Genomic DNA, 15,059 nt, shown 5'->3' on the forward strand with positions numbered 1-15,059 from the left:
GAGTCGCAGGCCGTTGTTTCCGACGTCTCTGTTCTGCCGCTGACGCGGCCGCAGTTGGCCGAGGCCCGTCGTATGCGGGCGGTCGAGTTGTTCGAGCAAGGACGCTCTTCACCCGAGGTCGCACGGAAAGTGGGGATGCACCCCGAGAGCGTGCGTCGGTGGACCTGGACATCGTCCGGCTTGGGCGGCCGGCCGGTGGCCGGCCGCCGCCGCAGCGCCTGAGCCCCGCTCCCACAAGCGTGATGAATTCTCGTCTCCTGGCCGGGTGAACATGCAGGTCACGGAGTCTGCTCCCCGCACGCGCGGGGACGGGGTCGGGCCCGGTCTGCGTGGCTGCGGAGAGGGGGACACCCCGCGCTGCCCGCAGGTGGGGCGCCTTCGGGCGGGAATCACTTACGTGTCGAGGTGACTTCCCCGGGCGGTGCCGTCGAGGCGCGTACCACCAGTTCGGTGGCGAGTTCGATGTGGTGGGACTCGACCTTGTCGCCATTGGCCAGTCGCAGGGCGGTGCGCAGGGCGGCGCCGCCCATCTCCCTCAGTGGCTGGCGCACGGTGGTCAGCGGCGGTGAGGCCATGTGAGCGAGGTCCGTGTCGTCGAAGCCGACCACGCTCAGATCTTCGGGGATGCGCAGGCCCCGGGCGCGGGCGGTCTCGATGACACCGAGGGCGATCTCGTCGTTGCCCGTGAAGATCGCCGTCGGTGGCTCCTTTAGGTCCAGCAGTGCCGCGGCGCCGAGCAAGCCCGTTTCGTACGTGAATTCTCCGGGCCGGACGTAGGCGTCGGGTACCGGCGCTCCTTCCGCCTCCATGGCGGCGCGATAGCCGTGCATACGTGCCTGGTTGCACACGGCCATGGCCGGGCCGCCGAGATAGGCCACGCGGCGGTGGCCGAGGGAGAGCAGGTGCCGGGTCGCCGTCAGGCCACCGGAGAAGTTGGTCGCCCCGACGCTGTGGACCCGGCTGTCCGGCAGGTGCAGCGGGTCCAGCACGACCAGCGGCAGCCCGACCCGGGCCAGCTCCTTCAGGTGTGCGGCGGTGTACACGCTGGTGACCGCGATGAGGGCGCGGCGCCCGGCTGAGACCAGATCCCGTGCCCAGTGCGGGGCGCGGGACGCCTTGCTGATCACCACCGAGGCTCCTGCTTCGGCGGCGGAGTCGATGATGCCTTCCAGGGCCTTGGCCACGTACGACTTGAGGCCGCCCTGGAACTGCACCTCGATGGTCGGGCATTCCACGGCCTCGGCGGTGCGGAACACGGGCGCGAGGTAGTCGTGCTGGCGCAGCAGTTCCTGCACCCGGGCGCGGGTCTGCGGCGCCACGTCACCGCGGCCGTTGACCACCTTGGACACGGTCGCGACGGAGACCCCAGCCGCTTGCGCGATGTCCGCCAAAGTGGTGCGCCTGGCGTTCGGTGGCATCGGTTCCTCTCAGCTGTACGTCCACCGGTCTCACGAGCCGCCGGTCCGTGTCGGCGACGTGGGTGGAATCGGTCAACTCTATGGCAACCGGCAGGGAACTCGGAGGGCTGGGAGCTGCACGTGCAGCCTGCCCGCGGGCCTGATCCGGCGCCGGCAGGGAAGCAGTCGCAGCCATCGCATCCTCACTCTCCCCTGCCCTCACCCTCAGGGTTTCGAAATGTTTCGATCCTCGGGTCAGGGCTTCTCGGGAGCCGTACGCGTCCGACACTACGCAGTTGAAGGTTTCTCGGCAACGTGCTTGCACATGCCTTGACACTGCATCGGCCTGAAACCTAATTTGCACGCACGAAACCTGAGCCGGTGGTTTCGAAACGTTTTCACCATGACTCATGAGAAGTTGGTGGCTCTCGAGTGCGGAGAACAAACATGGAGATCCCTCTCTCTCGACGTACCTTGTCTCGGCGTACCCTCCTCGGTATGGCCGCCGCTGTGCCGGTCTCCGCGGCGCTGACTGCCTGCGGCGGCTCGTCCGGTCCCGGCAAGAGCAACGCCGGAGCCACGTACTGGTACCTGAACGGCCAGCCGCAGGAAGGCGTCAGGGCAGGCGCGGTGGACGCGTTCAACAAGGCCCACCCCAAGAAGCAGATCAAAGACACCACGTTCCAGAACGACGCGTACAAGACGAAGATCAAGACCGCCATCGGTGCCGGGCAGGCGCCCACCATCATCTGGGGCTGGGGCGGCGGAACGCTGCGCACCTACGCCGAGGCGGGCCAGGTCGAGGACCTCACCTCGTGGTTCGACGAGAACGCCGAGGTCAAGAAGAAGCTGTTCCCGTCCTCGTTCGGCGCTGCGACCGTCGACGGCAAGATCTACGCGATGCCCGTCGAGACCGTGCAGCCGATCATCCTGTACTACAACAAGAAGCTCTTCGACCAGGTCGGCGTGAACCCGCCGCAGTCCTGGGACGACATCATGGCCCTGGTCCCCAAGTTCAACGCGAAGGGCATCGCGCCGTTCTCACTGGGTGGCCAGTCCCGGTGGACGAGCATGATGTGGCTGGAGTTCCTGTTCGACCGCATCGGCGGTCCCGAGGTGTTCCAGGCCGTCATCGAGGGCGAGAAGAACGCCTGGTCCAACCCGGACGCCATCACCGCGCTGACCAAGGTGCAGGAGCTGGTCAAGGCCAAAGGTTTCATCAAGGGCTTCTCCTCGATCACCGCGGACTCCAACGCCGACCAGGCGCTGCTGTACACCGGCAAGGCTGCGATGATGCTGCACGGCGCCTGGGCGTACGGCGGCCTGTCGACCGACGGCGGGGACTTCGTCTCCAGCGGCGGGCTGGGCTACATGAACTTCCCGCCCGTCGACGGCGGCAAGGGCGACCCGAGCAACACGGTCGGCAACCCCGCCCAGTACCTCTCCATCTCCTCGAAGGCCTCCGCCGAGGAGAAGAAGATAGCCAAGGACTTCTTCGCCACCGGCGTCCTCCAGGACGCCGAGGTGAAGGCATGGATCGACAACGGCTCGGTGCCGATCCGGCTGGGCATCGACAAGCAGCTGGCGTCCTCCAAGAGCGCCGACTTCCTCCAGGTCAACTACGGCATCGCCAGCAAGGCCAAGTCGTTCGGCCAGTCCTGGGACCAGGCGCTCAGCCCCGCGGCCGCCGCGACGCTGCTGGACAACATCGCCAAGCTGTTCCAGCTGTCCCTCTCGCCGCAGAAGTTCGCCGCCAACATGAATGCGGTCATCGGCACATGAGTTCACTCACCAGCCACCCGCCGCGTCGCAGGCCACGGAGCATTCTGCCGTGGCTGGCGATGCCGGCGTTGGTGATGTTCATCTGTTTCGCCGTGGCTCCGCTCATCGGTGTCTTCGTACTGAGCTTCACCACGTGGGACGGGATCGGCGCCATCCACCCGTCCGGACTGCGCAGCTGGCGCACGATCCTCACCAGCCCCGGGCTGCCGCACGCCCTGTGGGTGACCTTCCTCGTGATGGTCGTGTCCTGGGCCGTCCAGACTCCGCTCAGCATTCTGCTGGGCACGTTCATGGCCGGCCGCCAGCGCTACCGTGCGGTGCTGGGCGTGGTGTACTTCGTCCCGCTGCTGCTCAGCTCCGCCGCGATCGCGATCGCGTACAAGGCTCTGCTGGACCCCAACTTCGGGCTCGGTGCCGGGCTGAAGATCGACGTGCTCGTCAAGGACTGGCTGGGACGCCCCTGGCTCGCGTTCGGCGTCGTCATCTTCGTCGTCTCCTGGCAGTTCATCCCGTTGCACTCGCTGATCTACCAGGGTGGCGTCCAGCAGATTCCGAAGTCCATGTACGAGGCCGCGCAGTTGGACGGCGCCGGGCGGGTCCGGCAGTTCTTCAGCATCACGCTGCCCCAGCTGAAGTACACCATCATCACGTCGTCCACATTGATGGTGGTCGGGTCGCTGACCTTCTTCGACCTGATCTTCATCCTGACCGAGGGCGGCCCGGCGGACGCCACCCGGGTCCTCGCGCTGGACATGTACAAACGGGGATGGCAGGCCAGCGAGATGGGACCGGCCAGCGCCATCGCGGTCGTCCTGGTCCTGGTGGGCCTCGCGCTCGCACTGCTGCTGCGCCGGCTCGGAGGCCGGGACGCCGGTGCGAGCCAACTCGAGGGGGCCTGACATGACCACCATGCTCACCAAGGCGCAGACACCGAAGAAGGCCGTCCGACCCCGGCGCGGGCACAACTCCCGCCCGGCATCCAGCCGGCCCAACTGGCTCGGCGGCCTGGCCGGATGGATCTGGCTCGTCATCGTCGTCGTACCGCTGTACTGGATTGTCATCACGAGCCTCAAGCCCCAGAGCGGCTACTACTCGAGCAACCCTCTGGTGCCCACGGGCGACCCCACGCTCGACAACTACAAGCTGGTCATCGAGTCCGACTTCATCGGCTACTTCGTGAACAGCGTCGTGGTCACCTTCGGGGCCATGGTGCCGGCGGTCGCGTTCTCCTTCATGGCCGCCTACGCGATCGTGCGCGGCTGGCACATGCGGGGCCTGCGTGCGATCAACGGGCTGTTCCTGATGGGCCTGGCCATCCCGCTGCAGGCGACGATCATCCCGGTCTACCTGATCATCATCAGGCTGAAACTGTACGACAGCCTGCTGGGGATGATCCTCCCGTCGATCGCCTTCGCCATCCCGCTGTCCGTGCTGGTGCTCTCCAACTTCATCCGTGATGTGCCCAAGGAGCTGTTCGACTCGATGCGGGTCGACGGCGCCACCGAGTGGACGACGCTGTGGAAGCTGGCGGCGCCGCTCACCCGGCCGGCCATCCTCACCGTGTCCATCTTCAATGGACTGACCATCTGGAACGGATTCCTGCTGCCCCTGGTCCTCACCCAGAGCCCCGGCCGCCGGACCCTCCCGCTCGCACTGTGGAATTTCCAGGGCCAGTACGGCATCAACATCCCCGCCGTCCTCGCCTCCGTCGTCCTCACGACCCTGCCCGTCCTGGTCCTGTACGCATGCGGCCGCCGTCAGCTGCTCAGCGGTCTGACCGCCGGATTCAGCAAGTGATCGACCCGACGCCGTGACCAGTGGCGGATCGGCACCATGGAGGGCATCCGGGTCTGCCGGGAGCCGTGGTGCCGTTGCCGACGCCCGCCCTGCTCGTCTACCTGTTCGCCCGTCTCGTCCTGCTCCAGGGCCTGATGGGCGTGGGAGGAAAGTGAACGCCACCGTGGCCGTAGAGACCACCCCCCAAACCCCCCTCTGGAACGACTCCACCCTCCCCGTCACCACCAGGGTCGACGCCCTGATCGACGCGATGACCCTTCAGGAGAAGACAGCCCAGCTGTACGGTGTGTGGGTCGGCGCCTCCGACCAGGGCGGCGAAGTGGCCCCCCACCAGCACGACATGGAGGAGGCCATCGACCTCGAGGCGCTGCTGCCCACCGGACTGGGTCAATTGACCCGTCCGTTCGGCACCGTGCCCGTCGACCCCGCGCTCGGCGCCCTCTCCCTGGCCCGCACCCAGGCCCGCATCGCCTCGGCGAACCGCTTCGGCATACCCGCTCTCGCGCACGACGAGTGCCTGGCCGGGTTCGCCGCATGGGGCGCCACCGCCTACCCCGTACCGCTGTCCTGGGGCGCTACCTTCGACCCGGACACGGTGCGCCGCATGGCCGCAGCCATCGGCCGCGACATGCGGTCCGTCGGCGTTCACCAGGGCCTCGCACCCGTCCTCGACGTCGTACGCGACGCACGCTGGGGCCGGGTGGAGGAGACCATCGGCGAGGACCCGTACCTCGTCGGCAGCATCGGGACGGCGTACGTGCAGGGCCTCGAGTCCGCCGGCATCGTCGCCACCCTCAAGCACTTCGTCGGCTACTCGGCCTCCCGCGCCGGCCGTAACCTCGCCCCCTCCTCCGTGGGCCCGCGTGAACGAGCCGACGTTCTGCTGCCTCCCTTCGAGATGGCCATCCGCGAAGGGGGCGCACGGTCGGTCATGAACGCCTACACCGACACCGACGGCATACCCTCCGCGGCCGACGCGGACCTGCTGACCGGACTGCTGCGCGACACATGGGGCTTCGACGGCACCGTCGTCGCCGACTACTTCGCCATCGCCTTCCTCAAGACCCTGCACGGCATCGCGGCCGACTGGGGCGATGCCGCCGGCAGCGCACTCGCGGCCGGCATCGACGTCGAACTGCCCAACGTCAAGACGTACGGCGAACCCCTCGTGCAGGCCGTCACCGAGGGCCGCATACCGCAAGAGCTCATCGACCGTGCCCTGCGCCACGTCCTCACCCAGAAGGCGATGCTGGGCCTGCTCGACCCCGACTGGAACCCGATGCCGACGGCCCTCGACGGCGCGGACACCGACACCCCGCAGGCCCTGCGCGGCACGGTCGACCTGGACCGGCCCGAGAACCGTCAACTGGCCCGCGAGATCGCCGAGAAGGCGGTCGTCCTGCTCACCAACGACGGCACCCTGCCGCTCACCCGGCCGCGTCGCATCGCCCTGATCGGTCCCAACGCGACCGAGCCCACGGCGGTACTGGGCTGCTACTCCTTCCCGCAGCACATCGGCGTCCGCCATCCCGGCACCCCGCTCGGCATCGCGCTGCCCACGCTTGGCGACACGCTCGCCGCGGAATTCCCCGACGCCGAGTTCACGCTCGCCCGCGGCACCGGAATCGACGACGGAGACCTCTCCCACATCCCCGACGCCGTCCAGGCGGCACGCGAGGCCGACGTCGCCGTGGTGGTGCTCGGCGACCGTGCCGGGCTGTTCGGGCGGGGTACCAGCGGCGAGGGCTGCGACGCCGAGGCGCTCATCCTGCCCGGCGCACAGCAGCAACTGCTCGACGCCCTGCTCGATCTGGACACACCCGTGATCACCGTGCTGCTCGCAGGACGGCCGTACGCTCTGGGCCGCGCCGCGGACGAGTCCGCCGCGATCGTGCAGTCCTTCTTCCCCGGGGAGGAGGGCACGCACGCGATCGCCGGCGTTTTCAGCGGCCGTATCAATCCCTCCGGACGTCTGCCGGTCAGCGTGCCGCGGCGGCCGGGCTCCCAGCCGACCACCTACCTCGGCGCGCGCCTCGCACACACCAGCGAGGTGTCCAACATCGACCCGACCCCGGCGTTCGCCTTCGGCCACGGACTGTCCTATACGGAGTTCGACTGGAGCGATCTGACCGTGGAGGCCCAGCAGGCCCCGACGGACGGCGAGTTCACCCTCGCCTGCACCGTGCGCAACACCGGCGAACGGTCCGGCACCGAGGTCGTTCAGCTCTACCTGCACGACCCGGTCGCCTCCGTCGTCCAGCCGGTGCAGCGCCTCGTCGGCTACACCCGCCTGGAGCTGGAGCCGGGCGAGGCCCGTCGGGTCCGTGTCACGGTCCCGGCCGACCTCGCTTCCTTCACCGGGCGCGACGGCCGGCGCATCGTCGAACCGGGCGAACTGGAACTGCGGCTGGCCGCCTCCAGCGCGGATGCGCGCCTGACAGCCAGGGTCACGCTGACCGGAGCCGAGCGCCCCGTGGACCACACGCGGCGCCTCCATGCCACGTTCGGCCGGGAGCCGGTGGCCAAGGCCTGAGCAGGGTGTGCGCAGCGCACGTCGCAGCAGCGGCAGGCGCTGCGCACACAAAACCCTGTCATCGCCGCAGGCATCCAGGATGTGTCCGTCAAGGACAACGGGCGCCGAGCCGACCAGCTCGAAGTCGAGTTCACCGACATCGATTACATCGAACCCGCCTACTGACGTAGCCCTGCGTCCCCAGAGGCAGAGCACCAACGGAGCCGATCCGGCGCCCGATGGCGCGGAGTTCGGGACCGTGGGCGATGTGCCGTGGGCAGGGAGCGAACTCGAAAGGCGCGCAGGCGTTCAGGAGCTCGTCGGCGTCATGTCCTGCAAGCCCACCACTCGCAGCAACTGCAAGCGCTCGTACGACTGCGTGCCCGGGCGGGCCGTGTGGATGACGAGCTGCTGGTTGTGGTCGGAGTTGACAAGGACCTCGCAGTCGAGTTCGAGGATGCCGATCGCAGGGTGCCGGAAGCGTTTCGTGGCGGCGCGGCGTACGGCGACCTCGTGTTCGTCCCAGAGGCGGGCGAACTCCTCGCTCGTGGCGCGTAGTTCGGCGACCAGGGCGGCGGGTTCCGGGTCCGCGGGGCGGGCCGAGGCCACCGCTCGCAGGCCGGCGACCTGCTCGCGGGCGCGCTCGGGGCGGTCCTCGGGCGGGAACAGCTCCTGGGCCGCCGGGTCCAGGAAGAAGCGGCGGATCATGTTGCGTCCCTGGGGCGGGCGGGCGAGGACGTCTCCGCTCAGCGCCCGTGACAGCGCGTTCTGGGCCAGGACCTCGCCGTAGTCGGTCACCACCATCGCCGGGGTGTCGTGCAGCCGGTCCAGCACCAGGAGCAGGCTTGGGCGTACGTGCGTGCTGGTTGCCTCCCGGCGCGGCGGCTGTGCACCGGTGAGGTGGAAGAGGTGGTCGCGTTCGTCCTCCGTCAGGCGCAGGGCGCGGGCCAGCGCGGTGAGTGTCTGGCGGGACGGGGTCGGGCCCCGGGACTGTTCCAGCCGCGTGTAGTAGTCCACCGACATGCCGGCCAACTGGGCCACCTCCTCGCGGCGCAGCCCCGGCGTACGGCGGCGGGCGCCGGCCGTGAGGCCCACGTCGGAGGGGTCCAGGCGGGCGCGAGCGCGCCGCAGGAAGTCGGCGAGTTCGCTGCGGTTCACCTCTCCAGGGTGCGGGAGGCCGGCCGGTTTATCCAGGGACTCCCGATCCCCTGATGAAGAGGTCTCTGCCGATCGCTCCCGCATCCGCCGAGGCTGGTCATCAACGACAGGCGACACAGTGCGTGAGGAGCACATCATGCTGACGTTGGTGACCGGTACGACGGGACAGGTCGGACGCCGCTTCGTGCCGAGGCTGCTGGCCCAGCGGCAGCCGGGCGAGCAGGTGCGGGTCCTGGTACGGGATGCGACCCGCGGCGAGCGCTTCGCGGAGCTGGGCGCCCAGGTCGCCGTGGGAGACATGCGTGAGGAGGAGACACTCGGCAAGGCGCTCGTCGGCGTGGACGCCGTCGTGAACGTCGCCGCCTCCTTTCGCGGGGTGCCGGACGAGGAGGCGTGGGCCGTCAACCGGGATGCCGCGGTGGCCCTGGGCCGCGCCGCGCAGGCCTCCGGCGTGGAGCGGTTCGTGCAGGTCAGCACGGGCAATGTGTACGGCGTCGGACGGGGCCGCCCGCTGACTGAGGAGGACGAGAGCCGACCGGGCGGCGAGATGTGGGGCGCCTACCCCGAGTCCAAGGCCGAGGCCGAGCGTGAACTGCTCGCGCTGAAGGGCCTGGACGTACGCATCGGGCGGCTCCCGTTCGTCTACGGCGAGGGCGACCCGCACCTCGCCAACTCCCTTCACTGGGCCGCCGGTTGGGCGCCGCACCAGCGTCTGCAGATGGCCCACCACGCGGACGTCGCCCAGGGTCTGATGCGTCTGCTGTACACGCCGGGCATCGCCGGCCGGATCTACAACATCGCCGATGACGCCCCTGTCACGACGGTCGAGCTGTACCAGCTCAACGGCGTCGAGGTGCCCGCCGGGCTTGACGAGCTCACGGACCCCGACCCGTGGTTCGGGATCATGTCCAACCAGCGCATCCGCCGGGAGCTCGGCTTCCGGCCGATCTATCCGAGCGTCTGGACGGCCCGCGACGCCGGAGCCCTGTGACGGTCACGATGCGAGGTCGGTCCACCCTCTGGTCGAGGTCTGGAAGCTGGGCAGCGCGTCGAGCGCCGCGCTGTCGCTGCTGAACACCATGGTGGGGCCCGACAACGCCGAGCACCTCTGCGGCGTCGAGGCGTTGGACAGGGAACTGTTCGACCGGGCCATGCGTGAGGCCGGCGCCGAAACAGCCTCTCGTGAGCAAAATCGTTCTCGTCACCGGTGCCGCTTCCGGCATCGGCAAGGCATTCGCCGAACGTCTCGCCTCCGACGGTTACGACCTGATCGTCGTCGGCCGCCGTGAGGACCGCCTCGAGTAGTTCGCTGATGCGCACCGCGATGTCGCGGTCAGGACCGTCGCCGCCGACCTGTCCACCGACAGCGGCATCGAAGCCCGTGACCGCACTGCTCGCAGCCACCATCGAGCGCTGAGTACACGGCGCAGGCGACCTCGCCAGTGGTGGGGGGTGACACCCGGGCGAGCTCGCCCGGGTGTCACCCCTGCCCGCTGCGTCCTGAACGACGACCGAGCATCCGGCGGCTCACGACGGAGTGGGCTGTGTCGGCCGGCCCGAGCCAGGGTGATGGCCGTGCAGAACCCGCCTGGTGCCGGCGACGCCTGCGGCCGGGCTCACAGCAGGCCACGCCGGGCGAGGTTGTGCATCAACTCCCGTACGCCGAACGTCCACGGCGGGGCCTGCTCACTGGGGACGACGGTGTTGACGAGCGCACCGAGCCGGGGGCTGGAGATCCGTACGATGTCGCCGTGCTCGTGGGTGAAGCCCGCCCCGGGTGCCTGTCGGTCCTCGGTGGGGGCGAACAGCGTTCCGGTGAACAGCACGAAACCGTCCGGGTATTGATGGTGCGGACCGTGGGTGGCGGCCACCAGGTCCAGTACGTCGCGGCTGATCTCGCGCATGGAGCTGCGGCCGTGCAGAACGTAGCCGTGCGTGCCGTCGATCCGCAGGTCGATGTCGAGCCCGCGTACGGTGTCGAGGCCGAAGCCGTCGTCGAGCAGGCGGATGAACGGGCCGATCGCGCAGGAGGCGTTGTTGTCCTTGGCACGGGACAGCAGCAGCGCGCTGCGTCCCTCGATGTCGCGGAGGTTGACGTCGTTGCCGAGCGTCGCGCCGCGTACCCGGCCGCGCGAGTCCACGACGAGGACGGCCTCGGGCTCGGGGTTGTTCCACACCGAGGCGCCGAGCACGCCGATGTCGGCCCCGGTGCCGACCGCGGACAGCACCGGGGCCTTGGTGAACACCTCCGGGTCCGGCCCGATGCCGACCTCCAGATACTGCGACCACAGTCCTTCGGCGACCAGGAGTTCCTTGGCCTTGTCCGCTTCCGGCGATCCGGGACGGATGCCGTCGAGCGCGCCGCCCACCACCTGCCCGACGCGCTCGCGTACCCGTGCGGCCTGTGCCGGATCGCCGCCCGTGCGCTCCTCGATGACGCGCTCCAGCAGACTCCGGGCGAAGGTGACGCCCGCGGCCTTGATCACCTGCAGGTCGATGGGGGCCAGAAGATGCGGAACGTCACGGCGGCCGGCCGGCGCCTGCAGCAGTTCGTCCAGGTGCCAGGTGGTCTCGCCGTCGGCCTCGCGGACAACCGTGGCCGCGTCGTCGCGTTCCAGCAGGTCGGAGACGGTGGGTGCGATGGCGGTCAGGTCGACGACCTGCTCGCCGCGGACCGCGGCCACGCACGGTCCGTCCCACTTTGGATGGTGGACGCGCGCGACGAGGGCGGCTTGGCCGGCGTCCTCCGGCAGGACGGAGGCGGCGGTGAGGACAGGGTGAGGACGCGCTGCTGCCGATTCCACGATCGATGCTCTCCTGGATTCGAGGGTTGGGTCACCGGGGGCGGAGTCAGTGGGAGTCGCGGGGGACTTCGTGGCCGCGGCTTCCGCGCAGGAAACCGAAGTCGGCGCCCCGGTCGGCCTGTTCCACGTTCTGGGTGTAGAGCCAGGCGTAGCCGCTGGTGTGCTGCTCGGCGGGTGCCTTCCAGGCCTGTCGGCGCCGGGTGAGCTCGGCGTCTTCCACGTCCAGGTTCAGGGTGCGGTTCGGGACGTCGAGGACGACGACGTCGCCGTCGCGCACGAGGGCGAGGGGTCCGCCCACGGCGGCCTCGGGTGCCACGTGCAGGACGACGGTCCCGTACCCGGTGCCGCTCATCCGGCCGTCGCAGATGCGCACCATGTCCGTGACGCCGGCCTTCAGCAGCTTGGCGGGCAGCGGGACGTTGGAGACCTCGGGCATGCCGGGGTAGCCCTTGGGGCCGGCGTTGCGGATGACGATGACGGTGTTCTCGTCGACGTCGAGATCCGGGTCGTCGGCGACCTGGTGGTAGGCCTCGGGGGAGTCGAAGACGCGTGCCGGGCCGCGGTGGGTGAGCAGGTGCGGGGAGGCGGCGGACTGCTTGATGACGGCGCCGTCGGGGCACAGGTTGCCGCGCAGGACGGCGGTACCGGTGCCGGCCGGCTGGAAGGGGGCGTCGAGGCCGGTGATGACGTCGGTGTTGTCGTTCTCGGCGCTTTCGACGTTCTCGGCGACGCCGCGTCCCGTGACGGTGATCTGCTCGCCGTGCAGCAGCTCACCGCGCAGCAGCTCGGCCATGACGGCGGGCAGCCCGCCCGCGTAGCAGAAGTCCTCCATGAGGTACGTGCCGCTGGGCATCAGGTTGACCAGGGTCGGCACCGCGCGGACCAGCTCGTCGAAGTCCTCGAGGTCCAGGTCGACGCCGACGCGTCCGGCGATGGCGGTGAGATGGATGATGGCGTTGGTGGAGCCGCCGATGGCCGCGTTGACCCTGATGGCGTTCTCGAACGCCTCCCGGGTAAGGATTTGCGAGGGGCGCAGCTCCTCCTCCACCATCCGCACGATGCGCTGCCCCGCCGCCTGCGCGGTCTCCATCCGCCGGGAGTCGACCGCGGGCCAGGCCGCCGAGCCGGGCAGCTGCATGCCGAGCGCCTCGGCCATGCAGGCCATCGTGGAGGCGGTGCCCATGGTCATGCAGTGGCCGTCGGAGCGGGCCATGCAGCCCTCGGCGAAGAAGCACTCCTCCTCGGTCATCCGGCCGGTCTTGAGGTCCTCCTCGAACTTCCACACATGGGTGCCGGATCCCACGTCCTGGCCGCGGTACTTGCCGTTGAGCATCGGCCCGCCGGTGACCATGACGGCGGGCAGGTCGACGCTGGCGGCGCCCATCAGCATGGCGGGGGTCGTCTTGTCGCAGCCGGACAGCAGCACGACGCCGTCGAGCGGGTTGGCCCGGATCAGCTCCTCGACCTCCATGGCCATGAGGTTGCGGTACAGCATGGCGGTGGGGCGCATCAGGGTCTCGCCGGTGGCCATGGTGGGGAACTGGAGCGGGAAGCCGCCCGCCTGCCACACCCCGCGCTTGACGGCTTCGGCGACACGTGTCAGATGGGCGTTGCACGGGGCGAGTTCGGAAGCGCTGGTCGCGATGCCGATGACGGGGCGGCCGTCGAAGACCTCATGCCCGAACCCCTGGTTGCGCATCCAGGAGCGGTACAGCATCCCGCCGCGGCCGCTCGCACCGAACCACGCCTGGCTGCGACGGCTCGTCCTGTTCCCGTCGGTCATGTAAGTACTCCCGTGGCTTCGCGTCGGTGGTTCACGGTGGGGCGGTGCCGGCGGAGACACCGCAGGCAGTAGCCTGGGAGCAATCATTAAATGATTCGATGAATGACGTCCAGAGGTGAACAGAGAGTGGTGCACTTCCTGACCATGCACGAGCGAGTGGTCGACGAGTTCGGTCGGCGCATCGTGGGCGGAGTGTGGCAACCGGGGCACGCGCTGCCGGTCGAGGACCTGCTCGCGACCGAGATCGGCGTCAGCCGGGGCGTGTTGCGGGAGGCGGTGAAGGCTCTGGTGGCCAAGGGGATGCTGCGTGTACGCCCCCGCACCGGCACACGCGTACTGCCCCCGGAGCACTGGAACCACCTGGACCGTGACGTACTGCGCTGGAAACAGGCCGGGGACGCCGCGGCTTTGCTGCGCGACACCAGTGAACTGCGCCGGATCGTCGAGCCCGAGGCAGCCCGGCTCGCCGCCGGCCGGGCCGGCCCTGACGACGTACGAGCCCTGTACGACGCCCTGGCCGCGATGGAGGCCGCAGCGGCGGAACCCGGCCGCAGCGGCTACATCGAGGCCGACATCGCCTTCCACCGGGCCCTGCTCGACGCCGGCGGCAACCGGCTGCTCGGCTCACTGGGCCGCGCCATCGACATCGCGCTGGAACACAGCTTCCTCGTCAGCACCCAGACCCCGGGCGCGGTGGAAGCCTCGCTGCCCGGCCACCGCGCCATCGTGGAAGCGGTGGCGGCCGGCGATCCCGCGGCTGCGGCGGCCGCCGTACTGGCCGTCGTCGAAGCCGCCGGGCAAGAGATCGCCCGGTCACCCGGGCTGCCTCGGGAGGGCGTATGAGCCGTCACGGCTGCGGCACCGCAGTGCCTGCGGTGTCCGTCGCCGCAGGGAGCAGGGCCTCATCCGCACCGGCTACCGCGGCATGTCCGTGCTGGACATGTCCGGCCTGCAGGCGGTCGCGCGCCCCTAGCGTTCCAGAGCTACAGGGCCGACGACGAGTCGACCGCTCGCTGCGACGCACTGTCCCCGGACAGCTACTACAGCAACCCGCGTTTCGAGGCATGGCAGCAGGGACATCGCACCGACTGGGCCGACCGGGCCTCCTGGTGGCGGTCCTTCCACCAGCAGATCGCCGACGCCGCAGGCCGAGGCGTACGCATCCGCCGGGCCCGGATCGTCTCGGAGCCCGTCAGCGAGTACATCCGCTGGGAGCACTACGTCACCCGCGCCAACGTGGAAGCCGGTGAGCTGGTCCGCTGGCTGCCCCGGCACCGCACAGCAGACCTTCTCGTGCCCGGCTGCGACTTCTGGATCTTCGACGACCGGCTGATCCGCGTGCACCACTTCTCCGGCGACGGGGAGTGGGAGAGGAAAGAGCTGTGCGAGGACCCCAGCATCGTGCAGATGTCCTCCACCACGTTCGAGAAGATCTGGGAAGGCGCCACCCCGCACGACGAGTACGAGGTCAAGTAACCCGACATGCCCCCCTTCCCCACGTCCAGCGTGCAGGAAGCACGCGCAGCCCTCGCCGCACGCCTGCGGGAGATACGCCTGGACGCAGGCATCACCGGCAAGGAACTCGCCCAGTGCGCATGGTGATCACGCAAACGTCGTATCCCAGATACGCATGGACGCCGCCAGCACCTTCGCCCGGGGCTGTGATGGCCAGCTGTGACGCTCAGAATGGCCAACTGGGGCGTTCAGCCACAGGTGCTGTGACTGAGCGCTTCAGAAGCCGTATCTCAACCGAACGTGATCGTTTGATTTCTGCTGGTCAGGAATGGTTTCGCTCGGGTTGAGGGAGGCATGTCGACGTCTTGTGT

The 15,059-nt window shown here is 69.3% G+C and carries 13 protein-coding genes; 9 read left to right on the plus strand and 4 right to left on the minus strand.

Features of this window, described 5'->3' with window-relative positions; translation table 11 throughout:
* Positions 1–72 precede the first annotated feature (72 nt).
* Positions 73–222, plus strand: coding sequence for a helix-turn-helix domain-containing protein (locus tag ACZ4IF_RS42850; RefSeq protein ID WP_467574202.1), 150 nt, complete (start codon positions 73–75; stop codon positions 220–222).
* A gap of 167 nt (positions 223–389) precedes the next feature.
* Here the strand turns inward: ACZ4IF_RS42850 and ACZ4IF_RS42855 are convergent, their stop codons facing one another.
* On the minus strand, positions 390–1,418 hold the full coding sequence (locus ACZ4IF_RS42855) for a LacI family DNA-binding transcriptional regulator (protein WP_467574157.1): 1,029 nt from the start codon (positions 1,416–1,418) through the stop codon (positions 390–392).
* 426 nt (positions 1,419–1,844) lie between these two features.
* On the opposite strand from ACZ4IF_RS42855, the gene ACZ4IF_RS42860 reads away from it, so the two are divergent.
* The 4 genes from ACZ4IF_RS42860 to ACZ4IF_RS42875 all read left to right on the plus strand — a co-directional run bounded on the left by ACZ4IF_RS42860 (position 1,845) and on the right by ACZ4IF_RS42875 (position 7,509).
* Positions 1,845–3,179 carry an extracellular solute-binding protein gene (locus ACZ4IF_RS42860; RefSeq protein WP_467574160.1) on the plus strand — a complete coding sequence of 445 codons (1,335 nt, stop codon included), beginning with the start codon at positions 1,845–1,847 and terminating at the stop codon, positions 3,177–3,179.
* Positions 3,176–4,078 carry a carbohydrate ABC transporter permease gene (locus tag ACZ4IF_RS42865; protein WP_467574163.1) on the plus strand — a complete coding sequence of 301 codons (903 nt, stop codon included), beginning with the start codon at positions 3,176–3,178 and terminating at the stop codon, positions 4,076–4,078. The genes ACZ4IF_RS42860 and ACZ4IF_RS42865 overlap by 4 nt, the downstream gene beginning before the upstream one ends.
* Position 4,079: 1 nt before the next feature.
* The gene (locus tag ACZ4IF_RS42870) at positions 4,080–4,976 is read left to right on the plus strand and encodes a carbohydrate ABC transporter permease (RefSeq protein ID WP_467574166.1); all 897 of its coding nucleotides are present in this window, start codon (positions 4,080–4,082) and stop codon (positions 4,974–4,976) included.
* Positions 4,977–5,127: 151 nt separating this feature from the next.
* Positions 5,128–7,509, plus strand: a complete 2,382-nt coding sequence (locus ACZ4IF_RS42875) for a beta-xylosidase/alpha-l-arabinosidase (protein WP_467574169.1) — start codon at positions 5,128–5,130, stop codon at positions 7,507–7,509.
* A gap of 288 nt (positions 7,510–7,797) precedes the next feature.
* On the opposite strand, the gene ACZ4IF_RS42880 is transcribed toward ACZ4IF_RS42875, so the two are convergent.
* The gene (locus ACZ4IF_RS42880) at positions 7,798–8,646 is read right to left on the minus strand and encodes a helix-turn-helix transcriptional regulator (protein ID WP_467574172.1); all 849 of its coding nucleotides are present in this window, start codon (positions 8,644–8,646) and stop codon (positions 7,798–7,800) included.
* Between the two features lie 136 nt (positions 8,647–8,782).
* On the opposite strand from ACZ4IF_RS42880, the gene ACZ4IF_RS42885 reads away from it, so the two are divergent.
* Both ACZ4IF_RS42885 and ACZ4IF_RS42890 read left to right on the plus strand, forming a co-directional pair.
* The gene (locus ACZ4IF_RS42885; protein WP_467574175.1) at positions 8,783–9,637 is read left to right on the plus strand and encodes an NAD-dependent epimerase/dehydratase family protein; all 855 of its coding nucleotides are present in this window, start codon (positions 8,783–8,785) and stop codon (positions 9,635–9,637) included.
* 191 nt (positions 9,638–9,828) lie between these two features.
* Entirely contained in the window at positions 9,829–9,951 is a 123-nt protein-coding gene (locus tag ACZ4IF_RS42890; RefSeq protein ID WP_467574178.1) for an SDR family NAD(P)-dependent oxidoreductase, read from the plus strand.
* 311 nt (positions 9,952–10,262) lie between these two features.
* Here the strand turns inward: ACZ4IF_RS42890 and ACZ4IF_RS42895 are convergent, their stop codons facing one another.
* The gene (locus tag ACZ4IF_RS42895; RefSeq protein WP_467574181.1) at positions 10,263–11,450 is read right to left on the minus strand and encodes a fumarylacetoacetate hydrolase family protein; all 1,188 of its coding nucleotides are present in this window, start codon (positions 11,448–11,450) and stop codon (positions 10,263–10,265) included.
* 46 nt (positions 11,451–11,496) lie between these two features.
* On the minus strand, positions 11,497–13,233 hold the full coding sequence (locus tag ACZ4IF_RS42900; protein WP_467574183.1) for an IlvD/Edd family dehydratase: 1,737 nt from the start codon (positions 13,231–13,233) through the stop codon (positions 11,497–11,499).
* Between the two features lie 102 nt (positions 13,234–13,335).
* On the opposite strand from ACZ4IF_RS42900, the gene ACZ4IF_RS42905 reads away from it, so the two are divergent.
* Positions 13,336–14,076 carry a FadR/GntR family transcriptional regulator gene (locus tag ACZ4IF_RS42905; RefSeq protein ID WP_467574186.1) on the plus strand — a complete coding sequence of 247 codons (741 nt, stop codon included), beginning with the start codon at positions 13,336–13,338 and terminating at the stop codon, positions 14,074–14,076.
* A gap of 180 nt (positions 14,077–14,256) precedes the next feature.
* Positions 14,257–14,709, plus strand: coding sequence for a DUF6879 family protein (locus tag ACZ4IF_RS42910; protein WP_467574205.1), 453 nt, complete (start codon positions 14,257–14,259; stop codon positions 14,707–14,709).
* Positions 14,710–15,059: the final 350 nt, after the last annotated feature.

Source organism: Streptomyces sp. NPDC025784, assembly GCF_055558435.1.

Excerpts from the sequence above, each read along its gene's own strand:
- ACZ4IF_RS42870 (WP_467574166.1), top strand. The coding sequence starts at position 4,080 with ATGACCACCATGCTCACCAAGGCGCAGACACCGAAGAAGGCCGTCCGA.
- ACZ4IF_RS42850 (WP_467574202.1), top strand. The coding sequence starts at position 73 with ATGCGGGCGGTCGAGTTGTTCGAGCAAGGACGCTCTTCACCCGAGGTC.
- ACZ4IF_RS42855 (WP_467574157.1), bottom strand. The coding sequence starts at position 1,418 with ATGCCACCGAACGCCAGGCGCACCACTTTGGCGGACATCGCGCAAGCG.
- ACZ4IF_RS42865 (WP_467574163.1), top strand. The coding sequence starts at position 3,176 with ATGAGTTCACTCACCAGCCACCCGCCGCGTCGCAGGCCACGGAGCATT.
- ACZ4IF_RS42900 (WP_467574183.1), bottom strand. The coding sequence starts at position 13,233 with ATGACCGACGGGAACAGGACGAGCCGTCGCAGCCAGGCGTGGTTCGGT.
- ACZ4IF_RS42905 (WP_467574186.1), top strand. The coding sequence starts at position 13,336 with ATGACGTCCAGAGGTGAACAGAGAGTGGTGCACTTCCTGACCATGCAC.
- ACZ4IF_RS42885 (WP_467574175.1), top strand. The coding sequence starts at position 8,783 with ATGCTGACGTTGGTGACCGGTACGACGGGACAGGTCGGACGCCGCTTC.
- ACZ4IF_RS42860 (WP_467574160.1), top strand. The coding sequence starts at position 1,845 with ATGGAGATCCCTCTCTCTCGACGTACCTTGTCTCGGCGTACCCTCCTC.